Origin of the sequence: Citrobacter sp. Cpo074, assembly GCF_030332745.1 — a bacterium.
GTDB lineage: Bacteria > Pseudomonadota > Gammaproteobacteria > Enterobacterales > Enterobacteriaceae > Citrobacter > Citrobacter portucalensis.
In genome coordinates this window covers 518054-541083 of record NZ_JAOWHG010000033.1, presented here as the reverse complement: position 1 = coordinate 541083, position 23030 = coordinate 518054, and the positions used below count along the sequence as shown (strand labels likewise).

The following is a 23030-nucleotide window of genomic DNA, read 5'->3' as shown; positions in this document are numbered from 1 at the left end:
AATAAGATGATCGCGGAGTTTGAATCACGCATTCTGGCATTAATCGACGATATGGTAGAGCACGCCAGCGATGATGAGTTGTTTGCCAGTGGCTATTTGCGTGGGCACCTGACGCTGGCTGTGGCTGAGCTGGATGCTGGCGAGGACCATTCCGCTGAGGCATTGTACGCCAATGTGACCAGCAGCCTGGAAAAAGCCATCAGCGCAGGCGAACTCTCGCCGCGTGACCAGGCGTTAGTGAAAGAGATGTGGGACACACTGTTCCAGAAGGCAACGCAATAATAATTGCAGTGGATTGTGCCGGATGGCGACGCGAAGGCGTCTTATCCGGCCTACGCGGACGGGGGTTGTAGGCCTGATATGCGTAGCGCCATCAGGCAATGGCGAGATGGTATCTTATTTCACCGCTTTACCCTTCAATAACTTCCTCACCCATAGACGATTCGGATTCAGCGCTGCCAGCGTGTTGGCATCCATTGGTATGGGTTCATTGCTCATTTGCGATGCCAGAATTTCTGCACACAGCGGGGCAGTACACAGCCCACGCGAGCCCAGTGCACCTAACATAAATAAATCGGAATACACCGGGGCGTTTACGGCGTGCTCTTTGTCTTCGGCAAGAGTGGCATACTGGCTGAGCGTGGCGTCATAATCAGCGACGTTGCCGACCATCGGCATGTGATCGCGCGTGGCGCAGCGCACTCCACAACGGGCGGCATTGCCACTAACGTCTACTTCTTTTGCCCACGAGGCATTCGGGAAACAATCTATTAAGCGCTGACGGTTTTGCTGCTGATCGTCCGCGCGATACAGCGTTTCTTCACTTCCGCGATGATAGCTGGCGCCAATGCAGTGCTGCTGGTTTTGCGGGTTATGCGGCGTGAGGTAGCCGTCATAGCACAGCACCTGACGCAGCGCTGAAAGCGAAGGCGTGGTAGGAATGTGACTCACCTGACCGCCTACGGAGTACACCGGTAGCGACTGCGTTTGCTCAACGCCATTAATGCGATGCCCGTTAGCCAGAACCACCGCAGCGTGAGTGGCGGTTTCGCCACTGGCAAACGTCAATTGCCAGTGTTCTGTCTGCCGAGACAGCGAGGCCAGCGTATGTTGATACCGGGTGCGTAATCCCAGCGTTGCGGCGTAGTCGAATACGGCGGCGGTTAATTGTGCCGGACACAGCCATCCTCCGGCAGGGTACTGAATCCCGCCGCATCCGGTTTCTACGCCGGTCGTTTGTAAAACCTGCTCAGCGTTAACGCTGACGGCGAGCGCATCAGGCAATTCAAGGGACAGCATTTGGTCGATTTTTTGCTGGCTTTTTTCATCCCACGCCAGTTGTGTCACACCGCACCAGTCATGCGCGAACTCAACGGGGAGGGCGTCATACAGTCGACGAGCGAAGGTAAACGCGGTGGGGAAAAAGAGATTAATGGCCGCGTCATGCTTGCTGAGTAGCGGATAAAGCGCGCCCTGGCGATTGCCGGATGCCCCCCCGGCTGGATTATCGTCGGTGCAATAGAGTGTGACCTGCCAGCCGCGACGCAGTAACGCCAACGACAGCAATGCGCTGGCAATCCCCCCACCAATAATGGCGGCCTCACGTTTATCTGTTCCGGAACGTGCAAACCAGGGAGCCGAGGAGGGGCGCGCCAGCGTCTGTTCCATTACGCCACAGAGCATTTCGCGTTTGCGACCAAAGCCTTTGCATTTTTGCATCGTAAACCCGGCTTCCTGCAACCCCCGACGCACAAAGCCCGCTGAGGTGAAGGTCGCCAGCGTACCGCCGGGACGAGCCAGACGGGCCATCGCGTTAAACAGCGTTGGCGTCCACATATCCGGATTTTTTGCCGGCGCGAAACCGTCCAGAAACCATGCGTCCACTTTTTGATTCAGGGAGTCATCGAGCTTACTGGTCAGTTCGTTAATATCGCCAAACCACAGATCCAGCGTGACGCGTCCTTCATCAAGGAGCAGGCGATGGCATCCCGCCAGCGGCAGCGGCCATTGCTCTTGCAGCGCCGTGGCCCATGGGGCAAGTTCTGGCCAGTGCTGATGAGCTAAGGTGAGATCTTCACGCGTTAGCGGATATTTTTCAAAACTGATGAAATGTAATCTTTCCAGGGTAGCTTCAGGATGGGTATCGCGAAAATCGGTAAATGCCTGCCAGAGCGTCAGGAAGTTAAGTCCGGTGCCAAACCCGCTTTCTGCCACCACGAAGAGGGGACGTGAATGCGCAGGGAATCGCTGGGCGAGATGATTCCCGCCGAGAAAGACGTAACGTGTCTCTTCCAGCCCGTTATCATTAGAAAAATAGACATCGTCAAAATCTCGGGAAACAGGTGTACCCTCAGCGTTGAATTCAAGGTTTGCAGGTTGTATAGCGTATTGTTTCACGTAAGTTACTCGTCTGGCAGGCTGTGCCCCGATCTTAGCGATGAGTGCCTGGCTGCGCAAATTTCCACATTAAATGGCTGATCGGACTTGTTCGGCGTACAAGTGTACGCTATTGTGCCACTCGAAACTTTAAAATAGTGCGACTTACAGAGGTATTGAATGAAACGTGCAGTGATTACTGGCTTGGGCATCGTTTCCAGCATCGGTAATAACCAGCAGGAAGTCCTGGCATCTCTGCGTGAAGGACGTTCAGGGATCACTTTCTCTCAGGAGCTGAAGGACTCCGGCATGCGTAGCCACGTTTGGGGCAACGTAAAACTGGATACCACTGGCCTCATTGACCGCAAAGTAGTGCGCTTTATGAGCGACGCATCCATCTATGCATTCCTTTCTATGGAGCAGGCAGTGGCTGATGCCGGCCTTGCAGCAGAAGATTACCAGAACAACCCGCGCGTTGGCCTGATTGCAGGTTCCGGCGGCGGTTCCCCGCGTTTTCAGGTGTTCGGTGCTGACGCAATGCGTAGCCCGCGTGGTCTGAAAGCGGTTGGCCCGTATGTGGTCACCAAAGCGATGGCGTCCGGCGTTTCTGCCTGCCTCGCAACGCCGTTCAAAATCCACGGCGTAAACTACTCTATCAGCTCTGCCTGTGCGACATCTGCGCACTGTATCGGTAACGCGGTAGAACAAATTCAGCTGGGCAAACAGGACATCGTTTTTGCTGGCGGCGGCGAAGAGCTGTGCTGGGAAATGGCGTGTGAATTCGACGCCATGGGCGCGCTGTCTACTAAATACAACGACGATCCGTCCAAAGCTTCCCGTACCTATGACGCAAACCGCGATGGTTTCGTTATTGCAGGCGGCGGCGGTATGGTCGTGGTTGAAGAGCTGGAACACGCGCTGGCACGTGGCGCGCATATCTACGCGGAAATCGTCGGTTACGGCGCAACGTCCGATGGCGCAGACATGGTTGCTCCGTCTGGTGAAGGCGCAGTACGTTGCATGCAAATGGCGATGCACGGTGTAGACACCCCGATCGACTACCTGAACTCTCACGGTACCTCTACCCCGGTAGGCGACGTGAAAGAGCTGGGTGCAATTCGTGAAGTGTTTGGCGACAACAGCCCGGCAATTTCTGCGACTAAAGCCATGACCGGCCACTCCCTGGGCGCAGCTGGCGTACAGGAAGCTATCTACTCTCTGCTGATGCTGGAACACGGCTTTATCGCGCCGAGCATCAACATTGAAGAGCTGGATGAGCAGGCGGCAGGTCTGAACATCGTGACTAAACCGACCGAGCAGGCGCTGACTACTGTGATGTCTAACAGCTTCGGCTTTGGCGGCACTAACGCAACGCTGGTTATGCGTAAGCTGAAAGCATAAGTCTGCAAAATGAAAAATGAGATGCAAAGGGGAGCCTGATGGCTCCCCTTTTTTATCTATTCATCTTTTCGTACTCCGGTGCGATCTCCGCAGACCATGCCTTGGCGTGTGCGATATCACCGGCGCTGTAGATTGGCTGTTCAAATTGATTGCCCAGATCCCGCACGCGATAAATTTTCCAGCGACCCTCTTCCCAACGCGTATACACTTCCAGTTGCATGGGCGCTTCGCCTGCCGGTCCACCTAATTGTACTTCCACCTTTTCGCCACCGAGAAAGGGCTGAACTGCTCCAACCCGTAGCCGCGGGATCCATTCAGGGTCATAATCCTGCACGTACATAAAGTAGTCAGAATTTATTATTTCCTGCTCGTAAAGGCTGCCAATCAGCGCCAGACGGTCGATAACGTCTTTCGCCACATAACGTTGCATGAGCGCGGACGTATCTCGATCTTGTGTGTAGGCGGACATCCACGCGAGATAGAATTGTTTAACATCCTGAGTGCTGTCACTGCGTGATGAATAACAGCTACAAAGTAACAAAACTAGAGCAATCAATGGGAACGCTTTCATTACTACTTCCTGTAAATAGTGTATGAAGGCTTTGCCGCCCGATAGCCTGGCCCCGCCCACATATCACGTTGTCTAAAATCGGAGTACCACTCCTGACCGTCAAATATCGCCATATGCCCGCTTGGGTTTCCTCCCTCATAAGGTTGAATGACGACGACATCTCCTGCTCTGGGTTGTTCAAATGTGCCGATAGGACGGAATCCTGCGTTTTTTAACAGCGGTCCATAATCTTTAGCATGGTAGGTATTCCCAAGAGAGATACCTCCTGCCTGAATGGCTTTGCGGGTAAATTCTGCACAGCGCTTCTAAGAATACGCGCCTGCATGTGATTTCGCATAATTTGTTGCTGCTGTTTTATTCCAGCTCATCATGACTCCTGTTAAAAGAATATGTAATAAGTTCGTGTATTGCTTTAACAGGATTTAATCTGATGGGCATGACCGATAGTGCTATTAATATCGGGAATATATTTGGTTGAGATATAAATTAATCTGCCATGCAAATTATGGGTAACGCATTTATAGTTTATGGTTATTTTTTGTGACGGTTATTTTTTCTGATTTCGAGAGGTAGCGCGATGGCCAAATCATGTCCGGCGTGGTTTCCAGCGCCTGTGCGATGATCTGTTCTGCTCTGGGCCAGTTGCGGGTAAATACATTTCGTAGCGAATCAGGAGACAAGCCCGCAGAACGTGACAATTCTCTGAGCGTAATGCCTCTTTTTTCCAGTGCACTTTTAATATCTGCACGATGCCAGTCTTGGCTTTTGTGTTCCATTCTGTAATCCTAAGAAGATGTGTTATCGGTGCCGATATTTTTCAGGGTATAAATTAGAAAAAAAGAACGTTACTTTCTTTTTGTCGTAGGAATATTGCCTGAATTAATTTGAAATTTCGCGAAAAAGAAAAAATATTTTTATTTCATCAGCAGAAAGGAAAGAAACTGATGGTAAAAGAGTGGTTCACGGTAAAGGAGTGTCTTGAATTACCGGGGTTTCCTGGAAGCGCACCAGCTGTACGTCTGCGCTTAAATACCTACAGTGAAGGGAAGGAGGGCGTTAAGCGCAAGCGCGCGAAATCTAAGGCCGAGGAATTTCATATTTCTGTGTTCCCACTGTATGTACGCTCGTATCTGAATGAAAATGAGAAAACAGAGGCGCCTGATCGCAACATTGTGCAGGAAGCCGAGCCCAAAGATATTTGGGATATGATGTTCCGGCTCCTGACGCCGCAGCAGCGTGAACAGGTAACCGGGAGGTTTAGAGCGAAAGGCATTGATGCGGCATTTCCCTTTTTGTTCGTTGAGAAGTCACCGCTTTGAAACACACAGCTATGCTTTCACAGTTGACAGCCAGGGTCACTCGCAGGCAGACTCCAGCTTCAACATTATCCTCTTGATAATGCGTAAGCGTTTAACGTTATCCAACGCACCTTAATCCTGATAGTCAGGTAGAGGGGGCGTGGACATTCCTCGCCTTACTCTGCATTTTGGAGTAACGCATGACAGCTGTAACCCAACAAGAAAAAACACCTTCGGCGAACTTTTCGCTGTTTCGTATCGCTTTTGCAGTTTTCCTGACCTATATGACGGTCGGTCTCCCTTTGCCCGTGATTCCTCTGTTTGTGCATCAGGAACTGGGCTATGGCAACACCATGGTCGGTATCGCCGTAGGTGTACAGTTTCTGGCAACGGTATTAACGCGCGGCTACGCCGGGCGCTTAGCCGATCAATATGGTGCTAAACGCTCGGCACTACAGGGGATGTTTGCCTGTGGGCTGGCGGGCGCGGCGTGGCTTTTAGCCGCGCTATTGCCTGTTTCTGTCCCTGTAAAATTTGCGTTGTTAATCGTCGGGCGTTTGATCCTCGGTTTTGGCGAAAGCCAACTGCTCACCGGTACGCTGACCTGGGGGTTGGGGCTGGTCGGCCCAACACGCTCCGGTAAGGTGATGTCGTGGAACGGAATGGCGATTTACGGTGCGCTGGCCGCTGGTGCACCGCTGGGCCTGTTGATCCACAGCCACTTTGGCTTCGCGGCGCTGGCGGGAACGACGATGGTATTACCGCTGCTGGCATGGGCATTCAACGGCACCGTGCGTAAAGTGCCTGCGCATGCAGGAGAACGTCCTTCTTTATGGAGCGTAGTCGGGCTTATATGGAAACCGGGCCTGGGCCTGGCGCTGCAGGGCGTTGGCTTTGCGGTGATCGGTACCTTTATTTCACTCTATTTTGTCAGCAACGGCTGGACGATGGCGGGGTTCACCCTGACTGCGTTTGGTGGGGCGTTTGTGCTGATGCGCATTCTGTTTGGCTGGATGCCGGACCGTTTCGGCGGCGTGAAGGTTGCCGTTGTCTCTTTGCTGGTGGAAACTGCGGGGCTGATTTTGCTGTGGCAGGCCCCATCGGCCTGGATTGCGCTGCTCGGGGCGGCATTAACCGGGGCCGGGTGTTCGCTTATCTTCCCGGCATTGGGCGTCGAAGTGGTGAAGCGAGTGCCCGCGCAGGTTCGCGGTACGGCGCTGGGCGGTTACGCCGCGTTTCAGGATATCTCCTACGGTATAAGCGGTCCGGTCGCCGGGGTGCTGGCCACCGCGTACGGTTATCCCTCAGTGTTCCTTGCCGGGGCGATATCCGCCGTGGTGGGGATTATTGTAACGTTGCTTACGCTGCGTAAAGGTTAAGCGACCAGCCAGAAAATGGCTAACGCAATCATCAACGCAACAAACAGCAGTCCCGGTCGTGCCGACAGAGATTTAACCGTTTCAATCATCGGCGCGAACGGGCTGTAAATGGGCTGCAGATGACGCGGATCGCTGAGCTCACGTTCTCGTTCCACGCGACGCAGGAAAATTTGATTGAGCAAGTCCTGCACCTGCACCGTGGTCAGAACCGATTGTGGTTGGATCTGATACGTCTGCTGTGCGTATTCTTTTATCGCTGTCAGCTCATTCGGCTCTAATGGCAGCTTCAGCGCCGCCTGGAGCGTTTGTAGCGTCGGTGCGCTTTGCAGGCTGAGCGTCTGGCGCGCCTGCAGCCAGGTGACCAGGTGCGTAAACTGTTTGGCAGGGATCAGCTCACCGCTTTTTACGCCAGACAACTCCAGCATTGACTGCCAGATCATCTTCCCGGATTCTCCTGTGGCCGCCGCCAGTTTGGTAACCAACTGGTTCAGCGTATTGTGCTCTGCGGGGAGCAAAGGGCGATCGGTAGCCGGGCGCTGCTGCGGCTGCGGTATCGACAGCTGTCCTTGTTGCAGCAGCGTGAGCACGTTCTTCAACTGCTCAGGCGTGAGCTGGCTGAGCGCCGTTTGCCCATACTGCTGACGGATAAAATCACTCACCGCCTGGCGATTATTTCCCTGGCTCAGTAATTCAGTGAGCTGCGAAAGCACCTGACGATTAACATGATTTTGCTGAGCAACCCCCAGTCGTTGGTTAAGGTTTTGCTCAGCGGCAGGAAAGTGACGTGACTGCAGCGGCGTATCACTTTTGACGCCCAGATCGTGCTTCATTCCGGCCCACACTTCAGCACTTTGCTGCTGGGTGAGTGAAATCAAACGGGTAATTAGCCGTTCCAGCACAGTACGTTGTTGCGTGGATAACGGTTGTTCACCCGCAGCGGAAGGGGCATTTTGGCCTTCGCCGGGAGGGCGTGCGGGCGTACCTGAAATGGGCTGCATCATCTCTGTTCCTTAAATCTGTGCTGACCAGGTCTCGCAGTATGCCTGGCGGCGAGATTATGGCACACTTGCCCGGTTAACTCTCGTTCTCAAACAGGTGCGAAAGACGTGAAAATCCTCGTTGATGAAAATATGCCCTATGCCCGCGAACTGTTCAGTCGTTTGGGGGAGGTCAAAGCGGTTCCCGGTCGTCCGATTCCCGTTGCTGAACTGGATGATGCGGATGCTTTAATGGTGCGCTCGGTGACGAAAGTAAATGAATCACTGCTTGGCGGAAAACCGGTTAAATTTGTCGGTACGGCAACCGCTGGCACAGACCATGTGGATGACGCCTGGCTTGCGCAGGCGGGGATCGGTTTTTCCGCCGCGCCCGGTTGTAACGCAATAGCGGTTGTAGAATATGTTTTTTCAGCGTTACTGATGCTGGCGGAACGCGACGGGTTTGCGTTACGCGATCGCACCGTAGGCATTGTGGGTGTGGGCAATGTGGGCGGGCGTTTGCAGGCGCGTCTGGAAGCGCTGGGGATCCGCACGCTGTTGTGCGATCCACCGCGAGCCGATCGCGGTGACGAAGGCAATTTCTGCTCGCTGGATGAACTGGTTGAGCAAGCCGATGTGCTGACTTTCCATACCCCGCTGTTTAAAGACGGGCCGTACAAAACACTGCACATGGCGGATGACGCGCTAATTAGCCGGTTGAAGCCGGGCACTATTCTGATCAACGCCTGCCGTGGGGCGGTCATCGACAATACGGCATTGCTGAACCGATTGAATGCCGGTCAGTCGCTGAGCGTTGTGCTGGATGTCTGGGAAGGAGAGCCGGATCTCAATGTGGCGTTGCTGGAGAAAGTCGATATCGGCACGGCGCACATTGCCGGGTATACCCTCGAAGGAAAAGCCCGTGGTACCACGCAGGTCTTTGAGGCCTATAGTAAGTTTATTGGTCACGAGCAGCACGTTGCGCTCAGTACCCTGTTACCCGCGCCGGAATTTGGTCGTATCACCCTGCATGGCCCGTTAGATCAGCCAACGCTGAAAAGGCTGGTGCATTTAGTGTATGATGTGCGCCGCGATGATGCGCCGCTGCGTAAAGTCGCTGGAATTCCGGGTGAGTTTGATAAACTGCGTAAAAATTACCTTGAGCGTCGTGAATGGTCGTCTTTATATGTGATGTGTGACGACGCAACGGCTGCTGCCTTATTGTGTAAGCTGGGTTTTAACGCTGTTCATCATCCGGCACATTAATGTCTTCTTAATGCTCCCTGTCGAATAATGCGACAGGGACGCTTACGTATTTCTTGGAGTAAATCACCATGTCTGAAGGCTGGAATATTGCCATTCTGGGCGCAACGGGCGCCGTAGGCGAAGCCCTGCTCGATACGCTGGCTGAACGCCAGTTCCCGGTCGGTGAAATTTATGCGCTGGCGCGTAATGAAAGCGCCGGTGAACATCTGCGTTTTAACGGTAAATCGGTCATAGTACAGGACGTTGCAGACTTTGACTGGACGCAGGCACAGTTGGCATTTTTTGTTGCGGGCGCTGAAGCCACCGCCGCCTGGGTAGAAGAAGCCACTAATGCAGGTTGCCTGGTGATTGACAGCAGCGGTCTGTTCGCGCTTGAGCCAGACGTTCCGCTGGTGGTTCCGGACGTTAACCCGTTCGTGCTGGCGGATTACCGTAACCGCAATGTGATTGCGGTGCCTAACAGTCTGACCAGCCAACTGCTGTCTGCACTGAAACCGTTGATTGATGACGGTGGGCTTTCGCGTATTACGGTGACCAATATTATCTCAGCTTCCGCTCATGGCAAAAAAGCGGTGGATGCGCTGGCCGGACAGAGTGCAAAACTGCTTAACGGCATCCCGATTGACGAAGATGATTTCTTTGGCCGTCAGTTGGCATTCAACATGCTGCCGCTGCTGCCCGATCGTGAAGGTAGCGTGCGTGAAGAACGTCGTATCGTTGATGAAGTGCGCAAAATTATGCAGGATGATGGTCTGCTCATCTCTGCCAGCATCGTGCAGTCCCCGGTATTTTATGGCCACGCGCAGATGGTTAATTTTGAGGCCCTGCGCCCGTTGGCGGCGGAAGAAGCGCGCGATGCGTTCTCACGCGGTGAAGACGTGGTGTTGTCGGAAGAGACCGATTTCCCGACCCAGGTTGGCGATGCATCGGGCACGCCGCACCTTTCTATTGGCTGCGTGCATAATGATTACGGTATGCCAGAGCAGGTTCAGTTCTGGTCTGTGGCGGACAACGTACGCTTTGGCGGCGCGTTAATGGCGGTGAAAATTGCGGAAAAACTGGTGCAGGAGTACCTGTACTAATGTCTGACCAGCAACAGCCGTCAACCCATAAAATTGCGCTGGGCATTGAGTATGACGGCAGCAAATATTATGGCTGGCAGCGCCAGAACGAAGTGCGTAGCGTTCAGGAAAAACTGGAAAAAGCGCTCTCTCAGGTGGCGAATGAACGCATCAATGTTTTTTGTGCAGGACGCACGGATGCGGGCGTTCATGGCACTGGGCAGGTCGTGCATTTTGAAACCACTGCCCAGCGTAAAGATGCGGCCTGGACACTGGGGGTAAATGCGAATTTACCTGGTGACATCGCCGTGCGCTGGGTTAAAGCTGTACCCGATGATTTTCATGCCCGATTTAGCGCCACGGCTCGCCGTTATCGCTACATCATCTACAATCATCGGTTGCGCCCTGCTGTTTTGGGTAAAGGGGTAACCCATTACTATGAACCGCTGGACGCTGAGCGTATGCATCGTGCGGCCCAGTGTCTGATTGGCGAAAATGATTTTACCTCGTTTCGAGCGGTGCAGTGTCAGTCGCGCACTCCGTGGCGAAACGTGATGCACATTAACGTCGAACGTTTCGGTGCATATGTGGTGGTGGATATTAAAGCGAATGCCTTTGTACATCATATGGTCAGGAATATTGTCGGCAGCCTGATGGAAGTTGGCGCCAACAACCAGCCGGAGAGCTGGATAGCAGAACTGTTAGCGGCAAAGGACAGAACGCTGGCAGCGGCAACGGCGAAAGCGGAAGGACTGTATCTGGTTGCGGTAGATTACCCGGACCGGTTCGACCTGCCAAAACCGCCTATGGGCCCGCTATTTCTGGCGGACTAATTTGAGTCGTATAAAGGCAAAACTATGGACCTGATTTACTTTCTTATCGATTTTATCCTGCACATTGATGTGCACCTGGCGGAGCTGGTTGCGGAATACGGTATCTGGGTATACGCCATTCTGTTTCTGATCCTGTTCTGTGAAACCGGGCTGGTGGTGACACCATTCCTGCCAGGGGATTCGCTGTTGTTTGTTGCGGGTGCGCTTTCTGCGCTGCCAACCAACGATCTTAATGTTCATCTGATGGTGGCACTGATGATTGTGGCGGCGATTGTGGGCGATGCAGTGAACTACACGATTGGCCGATTGTTCGGGGAAAAACTTTTCAGTAACCCGAACTCCAAAATTTTCCGCCGCAGATACCTGGATAAAACCCATGCGTTCTACGAGCGTCATGGCGGTAAGACGATTATCCTGGCGCGTTTCGTGCCAATCGTGCGTACATTTGCGCCGTTTGTTGCCGGTATGGGACATATGTCCTACCGTCACTTTGCGATGTATAACGTCGTAGGCGCATTGCTGTGGGTATTGTTGTTCACCTACGCAGGCTACCTGTTCGGCGATCTGCCGATCGTCCAGGAAAACCTGAAATTATTGATTGTGGCGATTATCGTCCTTTCCGTATTGCCGGGGGTGATTGAAGTAATTCGCCATAAGCGTGCTGCGTCACGGGCTGCAAAATAGAAAGTAACTCAGCGGTTCGACCACTTTTTTATCCAAAGTTTCGGGCTGTTATGTTTTAATGTGCAACATTCATGGTCTGTTAGGGGCAAAAATGGCATTATGCGCCCCTTATAACAAAGCTGACTAGGGTTCAGGCAGAAAGGTCACCAATGAGCTGGATTGAACGAATTAAAAGCAACATTACTCCCACCCGCAAGGCAAGCATTCCTGAAGGGGTGTGGACCAAGTGTGATAGCTGCGGTCAGGTTTTATACCGTGCTGAGCTGGAACGTAATCTTGAGGTCTGTCCGAAGTGTGACCATCATATGCGCATGTCGGCGCGCAATCGCCTGCATAGCCTGTTAGATGAAGGTTCTCTTGTGGAACTGGGTAGCGAGCTTGAGCCGAAAGACGTGCTGAAGTTTCGTGACTCCAAAAAATACAAAGACAGACTGGCTTCTGCGCAGAAAGAAACCGGCGAGAAAGATGCGCTGGTGGTGATGAAAGGCACGCTCCACGGTATGCCGGTCGTTGCTGCTGCATTCGAGTTCGCGTTTATGGGCGGCTCCATGGGCTCTGTGGTCGGCGCGCGTTTTGTCCGTGCCGTTGAGCAGGCGCTGGAAGACAACTGTCCACTGATCTGCTTCTCTGCTTCTGGCGGGGCGCGTATGCAGGAAGCGCTGATGTCTTTGATGCAGATGGCGAAAACCTCTGCTGCGCTGGCGAAAATGCAGGAACGCGGTTTACCGTATATTTCTGTACTGACCGACCCAACAATGGGTGGTGTTTCCGCAAGCTTCGCGATGCTGGGCGATCTCAACATTGCAGAACCGAAAGCACTGATCGGCTTCGCTGGTCCGCGTGTTATCGAGCAAACCGTACGTGAGAAACTGCCGCCGGGATTCCAGCGCAGCGAGTTCCTGATTGAAAAAGGCGCTATCGATATGATCGTTCGCCGTCCGGAAATGCGCCTGAAACTGGCAAGCATCCTGGCGAAGCTGATGAATCTTCCTGCGCCGAATCCGGATGAGCCGCGTGAAGGCGAAGTGGTACCTCCGGTTCCCGATCAGGAACCAGAGGCCTGATAGTTTACGCTATGGGTTTCGGGTTGCAGGCAGGCGACAAGAGTGTTAATCCCGATGAACTTACACCGTTAAGTGATTCGGGAGTGCGAGTACAGCCAACACATCTGCAACGTGGAAAACGACGTGTAAAAAAGGGCAGGCCGGTTGGCGCTGCCCTTTTGCTTTTCTCAACGTAAAGAATCTACAGGCATCATGGACAATAAACGTATCCCTCAAGCCGCGTCGCCCCTGGCGTCGTGGCTTTCTTATCTTGAAAACCTGCACAGTAAAACCATCGATCTGGGCCTTGAACGCGTCAGCCAGGTGGCGCGTAAACTGGGGGTGTTGAAACCTGCGCCATTTGTTTTTACGGTGGCAGGAACCAATGGGAAAGGCACAACCTGTCGTACGCTGGAATCTGTGCTGACTGCGGCAGGCTATAAAGTTGGGGTGTACAGTTCGCCTCATCTGGTGCGCTACACGGAACGCGTACGCGTGCAGGGGCGTGAACTGCCGGAATCAGCTCATACCGCCTCGTTTGCTGAGATTGAAGACGCACGTGGTGACATTTCCCTGACTTACTTTGAATACGGTACGTTATCGGCACTCTGGCTGTTTAAACAGGCCCAACTGGATGTTGTTATTCTGGAAGTGGGGTTAGGCGGCCGCCTTGACGCCACCAATATCGTCGATGCCGATGTCGCAGTAGTCACCAGTATTGCGCTTGACCATACTGACTGGCTGGGCCCGGATCGCGAAAGTATTGGTCGTGAGAAGGCGGGGATTTTCCGCGCAGAGAAACCGGCCATCGTCGGCGAACCGGAAATGCCTTACACCATCGCAGATGTCGCTCAGGAGTGCGGGGCGATTTTGCAACGTTGCGGTGTGGACTGGCGCTATGCGGTCACAGAGAACGACTGGTCGTTTACTGATGCTCATGGAACGCTGGCGCACCTGCCGTTGCCGCAGGTGCCACAACCTAACGCTGCAACCGCACTGGCCGCACTGCGCGCAAGCGGCCTTAACGTCAGCGAGCAGGCCATTCGTGACGGTATCGAACAAGCGATTTTACCGGGACGCTTCCAGGTTGTGAGCGAGTCGCCGCGGGTAATTTTTGATGTTGCCCATAACCCGCATGCGGCGGAGTATCTGACCGGACGTCTGAAAAAGTTAGTGAAAAGCGGGCGTGTACTTGCGGTTATCGGTATGCTACATGATAAAGATATTGCAGGTACGTTGGCCTGGCTGAAAAGTGTGGTTGACGACTGGTACTGTGCGCCCCTGGAAGGGCCGCGTGGTGCAACGGCAGAACAGCTGCTGGAGCACCTGGGCAAAGGCAACGCTTATGACAGCGTGGCGCAGGCATGGGCTGCGGCACTTGCTGAGGCGAAGCCAGAAGATACCGTGTTGGTGTGTGGATCGTTTCACACTGTCGCACATGTCATGGAAGTAATAGACGTGGGGAGAAGCGGTGGCGAGTAAGTTTCAGAACCGATTAGTCGGCACAATTGTGCTGGTCGCGCTCGGGGTAATTGTGCTTCCCGGGCTGCTTGACGGCCAGAAAAAGCATTATCAGGATGAATTTGCAGCGATCCCACTGGTGCCTAAACCCGGCGATCGCGATGAACCAGACATGATGCCTGCAGCAACGCAGGCGCTGCCGACTCAGCCGCCGGAAGGGGCGGCAGAAGAGGTGCGTGCGGGTGATGCTGCCGCGCCATCGTTGGATCCATCACGTTTGACGACGGCAAACAGCGCGGAGTTAGATCCTGTCCCTGCGCCTGTGGAACCACCGAAACCTAAACCGAAGCCGCAGCCTGTTGCTGTCGCCCCGACGCCAACGCCGGCACCGACTCCAGCGCCGAAACCGGCCGCTGAGGAAGCGCCAGCGCCAACCGGCAAAGCGTATGTTGTACAGCTCGGTGCATTGAAAAACGCGGATAAGGTCAATGAGATCGTGGGTAAACTTCGTGGCGCGGGCTTCCGGGTATATACTTCCCCGTCAACGCCGGTGCAGGGTAAAATAACCCGCATTCTCGTAGGGCCTGACGCCTCCAAAGATAAGCTGAAGAACTCGCTGGGCGAGCTGCAGAAGATCTCTGGTTTGAGCGGGGTGGTGATGGGGTATACCCCTAACTAAGGGATTGCGTTACGTTGCTCTGATGTAGGCCGGACAAGGTGTTTACACCGCCATCCGGCGGTGCCCGAAGAGGCATAAAATCGTATGGCGTTGAAGATTTTTTCAGCGCCATTTTTATTTACGCGTGGAAAGGAAATCCCTACGCAAACGTTTTCTTTTTCTGTTAGAATGCGCCCCGAACAGGACGACAGGGCGTAAAATCGTGGGACACATATGGTCTGGATTGATTACGCCATTATCGCGGTGATTGGTTTTTCCTGTCTGGTTAGCCTGATCCGTGGCTTTGTTCGTGAAGCATTATCGTTGGTGACTTGGGGTTGTGCTTTCTTTGTCGCTAGCCATTACTACACTTACCTGTCTGTCTGGTTTACGGGCTTTGAAGACGAACTGGTTCGAAATGGGATTGCTATCGCGATACTGTTCATCGCGACACTTATCGTCGGCGCTATCGTTAACTTTGTGATAGGCCAACTGGTAGAGAAAACAGGACTGTCGGGTACCGACAGAGTGTTGGGGATTTGCTTCGGTGCTTTGCGTGGAGCGTTGATCGTCGCCGCCATACTGTTCTTTCTCGATACCTTTACCGGTCTGTCGAAAAGTGAAGACTGGGGTAAGTCACAGCTGATCCCGCAGTTCAGTTTCATCATCAGATGGTTCTTTGACTATCTGCAAAGCTCGTCAAGTTTCTTGCCCAAAGTATAAACTTTGGGTCGTTGCTGAACGAGGAAAAGACGTATGTGCGGTATTGTCGGTATCGCCGGTGTTATGCCGGTAAACCAGTCGATTTATGACGCGTTAACGGTGCTCCAGCATCGTGGTCAGGATGCTGCGGGCATCATCACCATTGATGCCAACAACTGCTTCCGCTTGCGTAAAGCAAACGGAATGGTGAGCGATATTTTTGAAGCGCGCCATATGCAGCGTTTGCAGGGCAATATGGGCATCGGTCATGTGCGTTACCCAACGGCTGGCAGCTCCAGCGCCTCCGAAGCTCAACCTTTTTACGTCAACTCACCGTATGGCATTACGCTTGCCCACAATGGCAACCTGACCAATGCGCATGAGTTGCGTAAAAAGCTGTTTGAAGAAAAGCGCCGCCACATCAATACCACTTCAGATTCTGAAATTCTGCTGAATATTTTCGCCAGCGAGCTGGATAACTTCCGCCATTACCCGCTGGAAGCCGACAATATTTTTGCGGCCATTGCGGCAACCAACCGCCAGATTCGCGGCGCCTATGCCTGCGTGGCGATGATTATCGGTCACGGTATGGTTGCCTTCCGCGACCCTAACGGTATCCGTCCGCTGGTGATGGGCAAACGCGATATTGGCGATGGCCGTACCGAGTACATGGTGGCGTCTGAGAGCGTAGCGCTGGATACGCTGGGCTTTGAATTCCTGCGCGACGTAGCACCTGGCGAAGCGGTGTACATCACCGAAAAAGGCCAGCTGTTTACCCGTCAGTGTGCCGATAACCCGGTGAGCAATCCATGTCTGTTTGAATACGTTTACTTCGCACGTCCTGACTCCTTTATCGACAAGATTTCCGTCTACAGCGCCCGTGTGAATATGGGAACTAAGCTTGGCGAAAAAATTGCCCGTGAGTGGGAAGATCTGGACATCGACGTAGTAATCCCAATCCCGGAAACCTCCTGTGATATCGCGCTGGAAATTGCCCGTATTCTCGGTAAGCCGTACCGCCAGGGGTTTGTGAAAAACCGCTATGTGGGCCGTACCTTTATCATGCCGGGCCAGCAGTTGCGTCGTAAATCTGTGCGCCGTAAGCTGAACGCTAACCGTGCGGAATTCCGTGATAAAAACGTGCTGCTGGTGGATGACTCCATCGTGCGTGGCACCACCTCAGAACAGATTATCGAGATGGCGCGTGAAGCTGGCGCGAAAAAGGTGTATCTGGCCTCTGCCGCCCCGGAAATTCGCTTCCCGAACGTTTATGGCATCGATATGCCTACGGCGACGGAGCTGATTGCGCATGGTCGTGAAGTGGACGAGATTCGCCAGATAATCGGCGCAGATGGTCTGATCTTCCAGGATCTGAACGATCTGATTGAAGCTGTCCGTGCTGAGAACCCGGATATTCAGCAGTTTGAATGTTCAGTGTTTAACGGTGTGTACGTTACCAAAGACGTCGACCAGCAATATCTCGATTTCCTCGACTCCCTGCGTAATGACGATGCCAAAGCGGTGTTGCGTCAGAACGAAGCGGAAAACCTTGAGATGCACAACGAAGGTTAATGTTTGCTCGCAAGCAAGGGCGCAACCTGCGCCCTTGCTTGCAACTCACCGTAATTTCCTGCAAAGTCGGCCCTGAGCAAGTAAGGGCGATTACACATGAAACGACTCATCATTGGTATTTCTGGTGCAAGCGGGGCAATTTACGGCGTGCGCCTGTTGCAGGTATTGCGTGACGTCACTGATGTGGAAACCCACCTGGTGATGAGTGCCGCTGCCCGACAGACGCTGGCGCTGGAAACGGACCTCTCTGTGCGCGACGTGCAGGCGCTGGCAAATGTGAATCATGATACCCGTGATATCGCCGCCAGTATCTCCTCCGGCTCTTTTCAGACTGCCGGAATGGTTATTCTGCCTTGTTCAATCAAAACGCTTTCTGGCATCGTCCACAGTTACACCGATGGGTTGCTTACCCGTGCGGCAGATGTGGTGTTGAAAGAACGTCGTCCGCTGCTGCTGTGTGTACGCGAAACGCCGCTGCATCTGGGGCATTTGCGATTGATGACGCAGGCGGCAGAAATTGGGGCGGTAATTATGCCACCTGTCCCGGCGTTTTATCATCGTCCGCAAACGCTCGATGATGTGATTAATCAAACGGTTAATCGCGTGCTTGACCAGTTTGATATTACCCTCCCGCAGGACCTGTTCACCCGCTGGCAAGGGGCGTAAGCCGTTCCATCAGCGTGCAAAGAATCATCCGTTGCCCTGTTTCAGGGCAATTTTGTAACCGCGATCATATCCTCAACATTTAATTCGTTAAAACTCAACGAAACGCTGCGGTTCAACCGCCAGACCTGCTATCTTCAAAATCAGGACATTATTGCAACGTTTTATTAACATATTTAACGTCGAATATCCTCATCGACGTGAAAATGGCATAAGACATGCATGAAAAAGTCTGCAAACACACAACACAACGTAAAACATAATAAAATTACGCCACTTGAGGGTTATGTATGAAGAAGACGGTTCTTGCTTTGTCTTTGCTGGTAGGACTCTCCGCCACCGCGGCCAGCTACGCAGCACTTCCGCAGACGGTTCGTATTGGTACAGATACAACGTACGCTCCTTTTTCCTCTAAAGATGCCAAAGGCGACTTTGTCGGCTTCGATATCGATCTGGGAAATGAGATGTGTAAGCGCATGCAGATCAAATGCACCTGGGTTGCCAGTGACTTTGATGCGCTGATCCCATCGCTGAAAGCGAAAAAAATTGATGCCATCATCTCCTCGCTTTCTATCACCGAAAAGCGTCAGCAAGAGATTGCGTTCTCAGACAAACTTTACGCTGCAGACTCACGTCTGATCGCCGCGAAAGGTTCCCCAATTCAGCCGACTCTGGATTCCCTCAAGGGTAAACACGTTGGCGTCCTGCAAGGCTCTACTCAGGAAGCCTATGCCAATGACAACTGGCGCAGCAAAGGCGTGGACGTGGTGGCCTATGCGAACCAGGACCTCATCTATTCTGACCTGACGGCAGGCCGTCTGGACGCGGCATTGCAAGATGAAGTCGCGGCCAGCGAAGGCTTCCTGAAGCAGCCTGCTGGTAAGGATTACGCTTTTGCCGGTCCGTCGGTGAAAGATAAAAAATACTTTGGTGACGGAACCGGGATTGGCTTGCGCAAAGATGATGCAGAGCTGAAAGCCGCTTTCGACAAAGCGCTGGGCGAACTGCGTAAAGACGGCACCTACGACAAAATGGCGAGCAAATATTTTAATTTTAATGTCTACGGCGATTAATACAGCGGCGTGGGGAATTGACTGCACCATTGCGGGTAACCATTTCGGTGCATAATAATTTCAGTGCACTGTTTTGGTGCTTTTATCGCTGACTTAATAAGCATGAGTGCATACTTAAGCGCTTTTCATGCAAATAAATACCGCCGACAGGGTAGAATGCTTTGCCTTGTCGGCCTGATTAATGGCACGATAACTGCACCTGGTCCTGTAAAGATCCCCTATAAAAGACAGTCTGTTGAGGATAGTTATGAAAAAACTGGTGTTGTCTCTTTCTCTGGTTCTGGCTTTCTCCAGTGCTACCGCAGCATTTGCAGCCATTCCGCAAAAAATTCGTATCGGTACCGATCCCACTTATGCGCCGTTCGAATCGAAGAATGCGCAGGGTGAATTAGTCGGTTTTGATATCGATCTGGCTAAAGAGCTGTGCAAACGTATCAATACGCAATGTACCTTCGTGGAAAACCCGCTGGACGCGCTGATCCCTTCGCTAAAAGCGAAGAAAATCGATGCCATCATGTCCTCGCTTTCCATTACTGAAAAACGTCAGCAGGAAATCGCATTTACCGACAAGCTTTATGCAGCCGATTCGCGTCTGGTTGTCGCTAAAGATTCTGCTATTCAGCCGACCATTGAGTCGCTGAAAGGCAAACGTGTTGGTGTGCTGCAGGGCACTACCCAGGAAACGTTCGGCAACGAACACTGGGCGCCAAAAGGTATTGAGATTGTCTCTTATCAGGGGCAGGACAATATCTATTCTGACCTGACTGCCGGGCGTATTGACGCCGCGTTCCAGGATGAAGTTGCGGCCAGCGAAGGCTTCCTGAAACAGCCAGTCGGTAAAGATTACAAATTCGGCGGCCCGTCTGTGAAAGACGAGAAGTTGTTCGGCGTGGGTACCGGTATGGGGCTGCGCAAAGACGATAATGAACTGCGCGAAGCGCTGAATAAAGCCTTTGCCGAAATGCGAGCTGACGGTACTTACGAGAAGCTGGCGAAAAAGTACTTCGATTTTGATGTTTACGGCGGTTAATTACCGCAGGTGCTGATAAAGCCCGTAGATTTTTGACGCGTTGAATTTATGCCCGATGGCACCGCGCTTATCCGGCCTACGGTGATTTTGTAGGCCGGATAAGGCAAGGCCGCCATCCGGCATTTAACGGTTAGTCTGAAATCAAAAGAGGCTTACTACTCCACCACACACGACAGGACAGGCAGCATGTTGTATGGCTTTTCAGGTGTTATTTTACAGGGCGCAATTGTTACGCTGGAGCTGGCACTCAGCTCGGTGGTACTGGCGGTTCTGATAGGTCTTGTCGGCGCAGCAGCAAAGCTGTCGCAAAGCCGGGCAATGGGACTTATTTTCGAAGGGTACACAACGCTAATCCGCGGCGTACCCGATCTGGTCTTAATGCTGCTCATCTTCTACGGATTACAAATCGCGCTGAACACCATTACCGATGCCATCGGTATCGGCCAGATTGATATTGATCCGATGGTTGCGGGCATTATCACCCTTGGATTCATCTACGGCGCCTATTTTACCGAAACTTTTCGCGGTGCGTTTATGGCTGTACCAAAAGGCCATATTGAAGCCGCGACGGCGTTTGGCTTTACCAGCTCACAAATATTTCGTCGCATTATGTTCCCGGCGATGATGCGTTATGCCTTACCGGGAATCGGCAATAACTGGCAGGTTATTCTTAAGGCTACGGCGCTGGTATCGTTGCTTGGACTTGAAGACGTGGTGAAAGCGACTCAGCTTGCCGGGAAGAGTACCTGGGAGCCGTTCTATTTTGCCGTCGTGTGCGGGGTCATCTATCTGGTGTTTACCACTGTTTCTAATGGTGTGCTGCTGTACCTTGAGCGCCGCTATTCCGTGGGTGTGAAGAGGGCTGACCTGTGATCGAGATTATTCAGGAATACTGGAAGTCCCTGCTGTGGACCGACGGATATCGCTATACTGGCGTCGCTATCACCCTGTGGCTTTTGATTTCGTCAGTAGTGATGGGCGGAATACTGGCACTCTTTTTGGCGATTGGTCGCGTTTCCAGTAATAAATTTATCCAGTTTCCCATCTGGCTGTTCACCTATATTTTTCGTGGGACGCCGCTGTACGTTCAGCTACTGGTGTTTTATTCCGGGATGTATACGCTGGAAATAGTTAAAGGCACGGACTTCCTCAACGCGTTTTTCCGCAGCGGGCTGAATTGCACCGTGCTGGCGCTGACGCTGAATACCTGCGCCTATACCACGGAGATTTTCGCCGGGGCTATTCGTTCCGTGCCTCACGGTGAGATTGAGGCTGCGCGCGCATACGGTTTCTCGTCATTCAAACTGTATCGATGCATTATTTTACCTTCCGCGCTGCGTATTGCGCTGCCGGCATACAGCAATGAAGTCATTTTAATGCTGCACTCCACGGCGCTGGCATTTACTGCAACGGTACCTGATTTGTTGAAAATCGCTCGCGATATCAACTCGGCAACATATCAGCCGTTTACCGCCTTCGGTATTGCCGCTGTGCTGTATTTGATTATTTCGTATGTCCTGATCAGTCTGTTCCGTAAAGCGGAAAAACGCTGGTTGCAGCATGTATCCTCTAAATGATTCGAGTAACACGATGTCTGAAAATAAATTAAACGTTATCGATTTACATAAGCACTACGGCGAACATGAAGTGCTGAAAGGGGTATCGCTGCAGGCCAACGCGGGTGATGTTATCAGCATTATTGGCTCGTCAGGTTCCGGTAAAAGTACCTTCCTGCGCTGCATTAACTTTCTCGAGAAACCGAGTGCCGGGTCGATTGTCGTCAGCGGTCAGAACATTGGTCTGGTGCGCGACAAAGACGGCCAGTTGAAGGTTGCGGACAAAAATCAGCTACGCCTGCTGCGTACGCGTCTGACGATGGTCTTTCAGCACTTTAATCTGTGGAGTCACATGACAGTGCTGGAAAACGTCATGGAAGCGCCGATTCAGGTGTTGGGGCTGAGCAAGCAGGAAGCTCGCGACCGTGCGGTGAAGTATCTGGCTAAAGTGGGCATTGATGAGCGCGCACAGGGCAAATATCCGGTGCACCTGTCCGGTGGTCAGCAGCAGCGTGTTTCCATTGCCCGTGCGCTGGCGATGGAACCGGAAGTGTTGCTGTTTGATGAACCTACGTCGGCGCTTGATCCTGAGCTGGTGGGTGAAGTGCTGCGCATTATGCAACAGCTGGCTGAAGAGGGGAAAACCATGGTGGTGGTGACCCACGAAATGGGGTTTGCTCGTCATGTTTCCACGCACGTGATTTTCCTGCATCAGGGGAAAATTGAGGAAGAGGGCGACCCGGAGCAGGTATTCGGTAATCCGCAAAGCCCGCGTTTGCAGCAGTTCCTTAAAGGATCGCTGAAGTAAGTCAACAGCCCGGAGGCGCTACGCTTTCCGGGCTTACAATTTTAGCGCGTCGCGCTCCAGCCGAAACACCCAGTCGTCGTAGGCGATGCCGTCAATCTCATACGCCTTTTCCAGTACCTGCGTACGTACAAAGCCTGTCTTTTCCAGAATACGGATTGAACCCTTGTTATCCGCCAGCGCGTATGCGTTTATCGCCGTCACACCTGCATGCTCGAAGGCATACTGGCACACCGCGCGCACGGCTTCGCTGGCAATACCTTTCCCCTGAGCCTGTGGCATGATGGCGTAGCCGAGGTCGGCTTCCTGCGGGTAAAGATGGCTGATTTGCAGACCAATATCGCCAAGTGGCGTCGGGCTGTTATGTTCGCGGATGACGAAAGTGTGCTGTGCGGCCAGACGTCTGGCGAATAACAGCCGCGTATCTTTCGCCGGGGCGATGTTGCCCATATAGCGCATGACTTCAGGACATTCACGGAGTTTCTGGAAAAATGACCAGTCAGAAAATTGAAACAAAGAGAGGGTAAGTCGGGGAGTCGATATTATCGCCATAACGTCGCCATTGCGGAAATCTGGTCTATAACCTTACCACCACAACGGCGACTGTGAATAGCGCTTAGG

24 protein-coding genes and 1 pseudogene are annotated in these 23030 nt (G+C 52.9%); 19 read left to right on the top strand and 6 right to left on the bottom strand.

Annotation, left to right across the window (positions count from 1 at the left end; all coding sequences use genetic code 11):
* The first annotated feature begins 6 nt into the window (after window positions 1-6).
* Entirely contained in the window at window positions 7-282 is a 276-nt protein-coding gene (locus OGX83_RS16835) for a YfcL family protein (protein WP_003028163.1), read from the top strand.
* A 114-nt stretch (window positions 283-396) separates the two neighbouring features.
* On the opposite strand, the gene mnmC is transcribed toward OGX83_RS16835, so the two are convergent.
* Entirely contained in the window at window positions 397-2397 is a 2001-nt protein-coding gene (gene mnmC / locus OGX83_RS16830) for a bifunctional tRNA (5-methylaminomethyl-2-thiouridine)(34)-methyltransferase MnmC2/FAD-dependent 5-carboxymethylaminomethyl-2-thiouridine(34) oxidoreductase MnmC1 (RefSeq protein WP_286588615.1), read from the bottom strand.
* A 159-nt stretch (window positions 2398-2556) separates the two neighbouring features.
* On the opposite strand from mnmC, the gene fabB reads away from it, so the two are divergent.
* Complete coding sequence (fabB, locus tag OGX83_RS16825) at window positions 2557-3777, top strand: beta-ketoacyl-ACP synthase I (RefSeq protein WP_038642358.1); 1221 nt, start codon at window positions 2557-2559, stop codon at window positions 3775-3777.
* A 52-nt stretch (window positions 3778-3829) separates the two neighbouring features.
* Here the strand turns inward: fabB and OGX83_RS16820 are convergent, their stop codons facing one another.
* The 3 genes and pseudogenes from OGX83_RS16820 to OGX83_RS16810 form a co-directional block, all read right to left on the bottom strand.
* Window positions 3830-4348, bottom strand: a complete 519-nt coding sequence (locus OGX83_RS16820) for a YqhG/Tai3 family protein (protein WP_286588613.1) — start codon at window positions 4346-4348, stop codon at window positions 3830-3832.
* Window positions 4349-4350: 2 nt separating this feature from the next.
* Window positions 4351-4716 (bottom strand): annotated as a pseudogene (locus OGX83_RS16815) (CHAP domain-containing protein).
* Between the two features lie 150 nt (window positions 4717-4866).
* Window positions 4867-5124 (bottom strand): helix-turn-helix domain-containing protein, encoded by a 258-nt coding sequence (locus OGX83_RS16810; RefSeq protein WP_060683488.1) that lies wholly within the window; start codon window positions 5122-5124, stop codon window positions 4867-4869.
* A gap of 168 nt (window positions 5125-5292) precedes the next feature.
* Between OGX83_RS16810 and OGX83_RS16805 the strand changes: the two genes are divergently transcribed.
* The gene (locus tag OGX83_RS16805; RefSeq protein ID WP_286588809.1) at window positions 5293-5667 is read left to right on the top strand and encodes a MerR family transcriptional regulator; all 375 of its coding nucleotides are present in this window, start codon (window positions 5293-5295) and stop codon (window positions 5665-5667) included.
* Between the two features lie 179 nt (window positions 5668-5846).
* Complete coding sequence (locus tag OGX83_RS16800) at window positions 5847-7025, top strand: MFS transporter (RefSeq protein WP_003834805.1); 1179 nt, start codon at window positions 5847-5849, stop codon at window positions 7023-7025.
* On the opposite strand, the gene flk is transcribed toward OGX83_RS16800, so the two are convergent.
* Window positions 7022-8023, bottom strand: coding sequence for a flagella biosynthesis regulator Flk (gene flk / locus OGX83_RS16795; protein ID WP_286588807.1), 1002 nt, complete (start codon window positions 8021-8023; stop codon window positions 7022-7024). The genes OGX83_RS16800 and flk overlap by 4 nt on opposite strands.
* A 108-nt stretch (window positions 8024-8131) precedes the next feature.
* Here flk and pdxB point away from each other — a divergent pair, with 108 nt between their 5' ends.
* From pdxB to hisP, 15 genes are all read left to right on the top strand, one after another.
* Window positions 8132-9268, top strand: coding sequence for a 4-phosphoerythronate dehydrogenase PdxB (gene pdxB, locus OGX83_RS16790; protein WP_048234815.1), 1137 nt, complete (start codon window positions 8132-8134; stop codon window positions 9266-9268).
* Between the two features lie 68 nt (window positions 9269-9336).
* Window positions 9337-10350 (top strand): aspartate-semialdehyde dehydrogenase, encoded by a 1014-nt coding sequence (locus tag OGX83_RS16785; RefSeq protein WP_008785360.1) that lies wholly within the window; start codon window positions 9337-9339, stop codon window positions 10348-10350.
* Window positions 10350-11162 carry a tRNA pseudouridine(38-40) synthase TruA gene (truA, locus tag OGX83_RS16780; RefSeq protein ID WP_003028142.1) on the top strand — a complete coding sequence of 271 codons (813 nt, stop codon included), beginning with the start codon at window positions 10350-10352 and terminating at the stop codon, window positions 11160-11162. The genes OGX83_RS16785 and truA overlap by 1 nt, the downstream gene beginning before the upstream one ends.
* 24 nt (window positions 11163-11186) lie before the next feature.
* Entirely contained in the window at window positions 11187-11846 is a 660-nt protein-coding gene (locus tag OGX83_RS16775) for a DedA family protein (RefSeq protein WP_286588610.1), read from the top strand.
* Window positions 11847-11995: 149 nt separating this feature from the next.
* Window positions 11996-12910: an acetyl-CoA carboxylase, carboxyltransferase subunit beta gene (accD, locus tag OGX83_RS16770; protein WP_003834797.1), complete on the top strand. Its 915-nt coding sequence runs from the start codon at window positions 11996-11998 to the stop codon at window positions 12908-12910.
* A gap of 192 nt (window positions 12911-13102) precedes the next feature.
* The gene (gene folC, locus OGX83_RS16765; protein ID WP_125363384.1) at window positions 13103-14371 is read left to right on the top strand and encodes a bifunctional tetrahydrofolate synthase/dihydrofolate synthase; all 1269 of its coding nucleotides are present in this window, start codon (window positions 13103-13105) and stop codon (window positions 14369-14371) included.
* Window positions 14361-15029, top strand: coding sequence for a cell division protein DedD (gene dedD, locus OGX83_RS16760; protein WP_003834793.1), 669 nt, complete (start codon window positions 14361-14363; stop codon window positions 15027-15029). Before folC ends, dedD begins: the two co-directional genes overlap by 11 nt.
* 213 nt (window positions 15030-15242) lie before the next feature.
* Entirely contained in the window at window positions 15243-15731 is a 489-nt protein-coding gene (cvpA, locus tag OGX83_RS16755; protein ID WP_003028129.1) for a colicin V production protein, read from the top strand.
* A gap of 33 nt (window positions 15732-15764) precedes the next feature.
* Window positions 15765-17282 (top strand): amidophosphoribosyltransferase, encoded by a 1518-nt coding sequence (gene purF / locus OGX83_RS16750; protein WP_003028127.1) that lies wholly within the window; start codon window positions 15765-15767, stop codon window positions 17280-17282.
* 96 nt (window positions 17283-17378) lie between these two features.
* Complete coding sequence (locus OGX83_RS16745; RefSeq protein WP_048234819.1) at window positions 17379-17948, top strand: UbiX family flavin prenyltransferase; 570 nt, start codon at window positions 17379-17381, stop codon at window positions 17946-17948.
* Window positions 17949-18235: 287 nt separating this feature from the next.
* On the top strand, window positions 18236-19018 hold the full coding sequence (gene argT / locus OGX83_RS16740; RefSeq protein WP_006683634.1) for a lysine/arginine/ornithine ABC transporter substrate-binding protein ArgT: 783 nt from the start codon (window positions 18236-18238) through the stop codon (window positions 19016-19018).
* A 247-nt stretch (window positions 19019-19265) separates the two neighbouring features.
* Window positions 19266-20048, top strand: coding sequence for a histidine ABC transporter substrate-binding protein HisJ (gene hisJ, locus OGX83_RS16735; protein WP_003028120.1), 783 nt, complete (start codon window positions 19266-19268; stop codon window positions 20046-20048).
* Between the two features lie 186 nt (window positions 20049-20234).
* On the top strand, window positions 20235-20921 hold the full coding sequence (locus OGX83_RS16730) for a histidine ABC transporter permease HisQ (RefSeq protein WP_003028118.1): 687 nt from the start codon (window positions 20235-20237) through the stop codon (window positions 20919-20921).
* Entirely contained in the window at window positions 20918-21625 is a 708-nt protein-coding gene (gene hisM / locus OGX83_RS16725; protein ID WP_003028116.1) for a histidine ABC transporter permease HisM, read from the top strand. The genes OGX83_RS16730 and hisM overlap by 4 nt, the downstream gene beginning before the upstream one ends.
* 13 nt (window positions 21626-21638) lie before the next feature.
* Window positions 21639-22412, top strand: coding sequence for a histidine ABC transporter ATP-binding protein HisP (gene hisP, locus OGX83_RS16720; protein WP_003028114.1), 774 nt, complete (start codon window positions 21639-21641; stop codon window positions 22410-22412).
* 33 nt (window positions 22413-22445) lie between these two features.
* Here the strand turns inward: hisP and OGX83_RS16715 are convergent, their stop codons facing one another.
* Window positions 22446-22961, bottom strand: a complete 516-nt coding sequence (locus tag OGX83_RS16715) for a GNAT family N-acetyltransferase (protein ID WP_071845290.1) — start codon at window positions 22959-22961, stop codon at window positions 22446-22448.
* Between the last annotated feature and the right edge of the window lie 69 nt (window positions 22962-23030).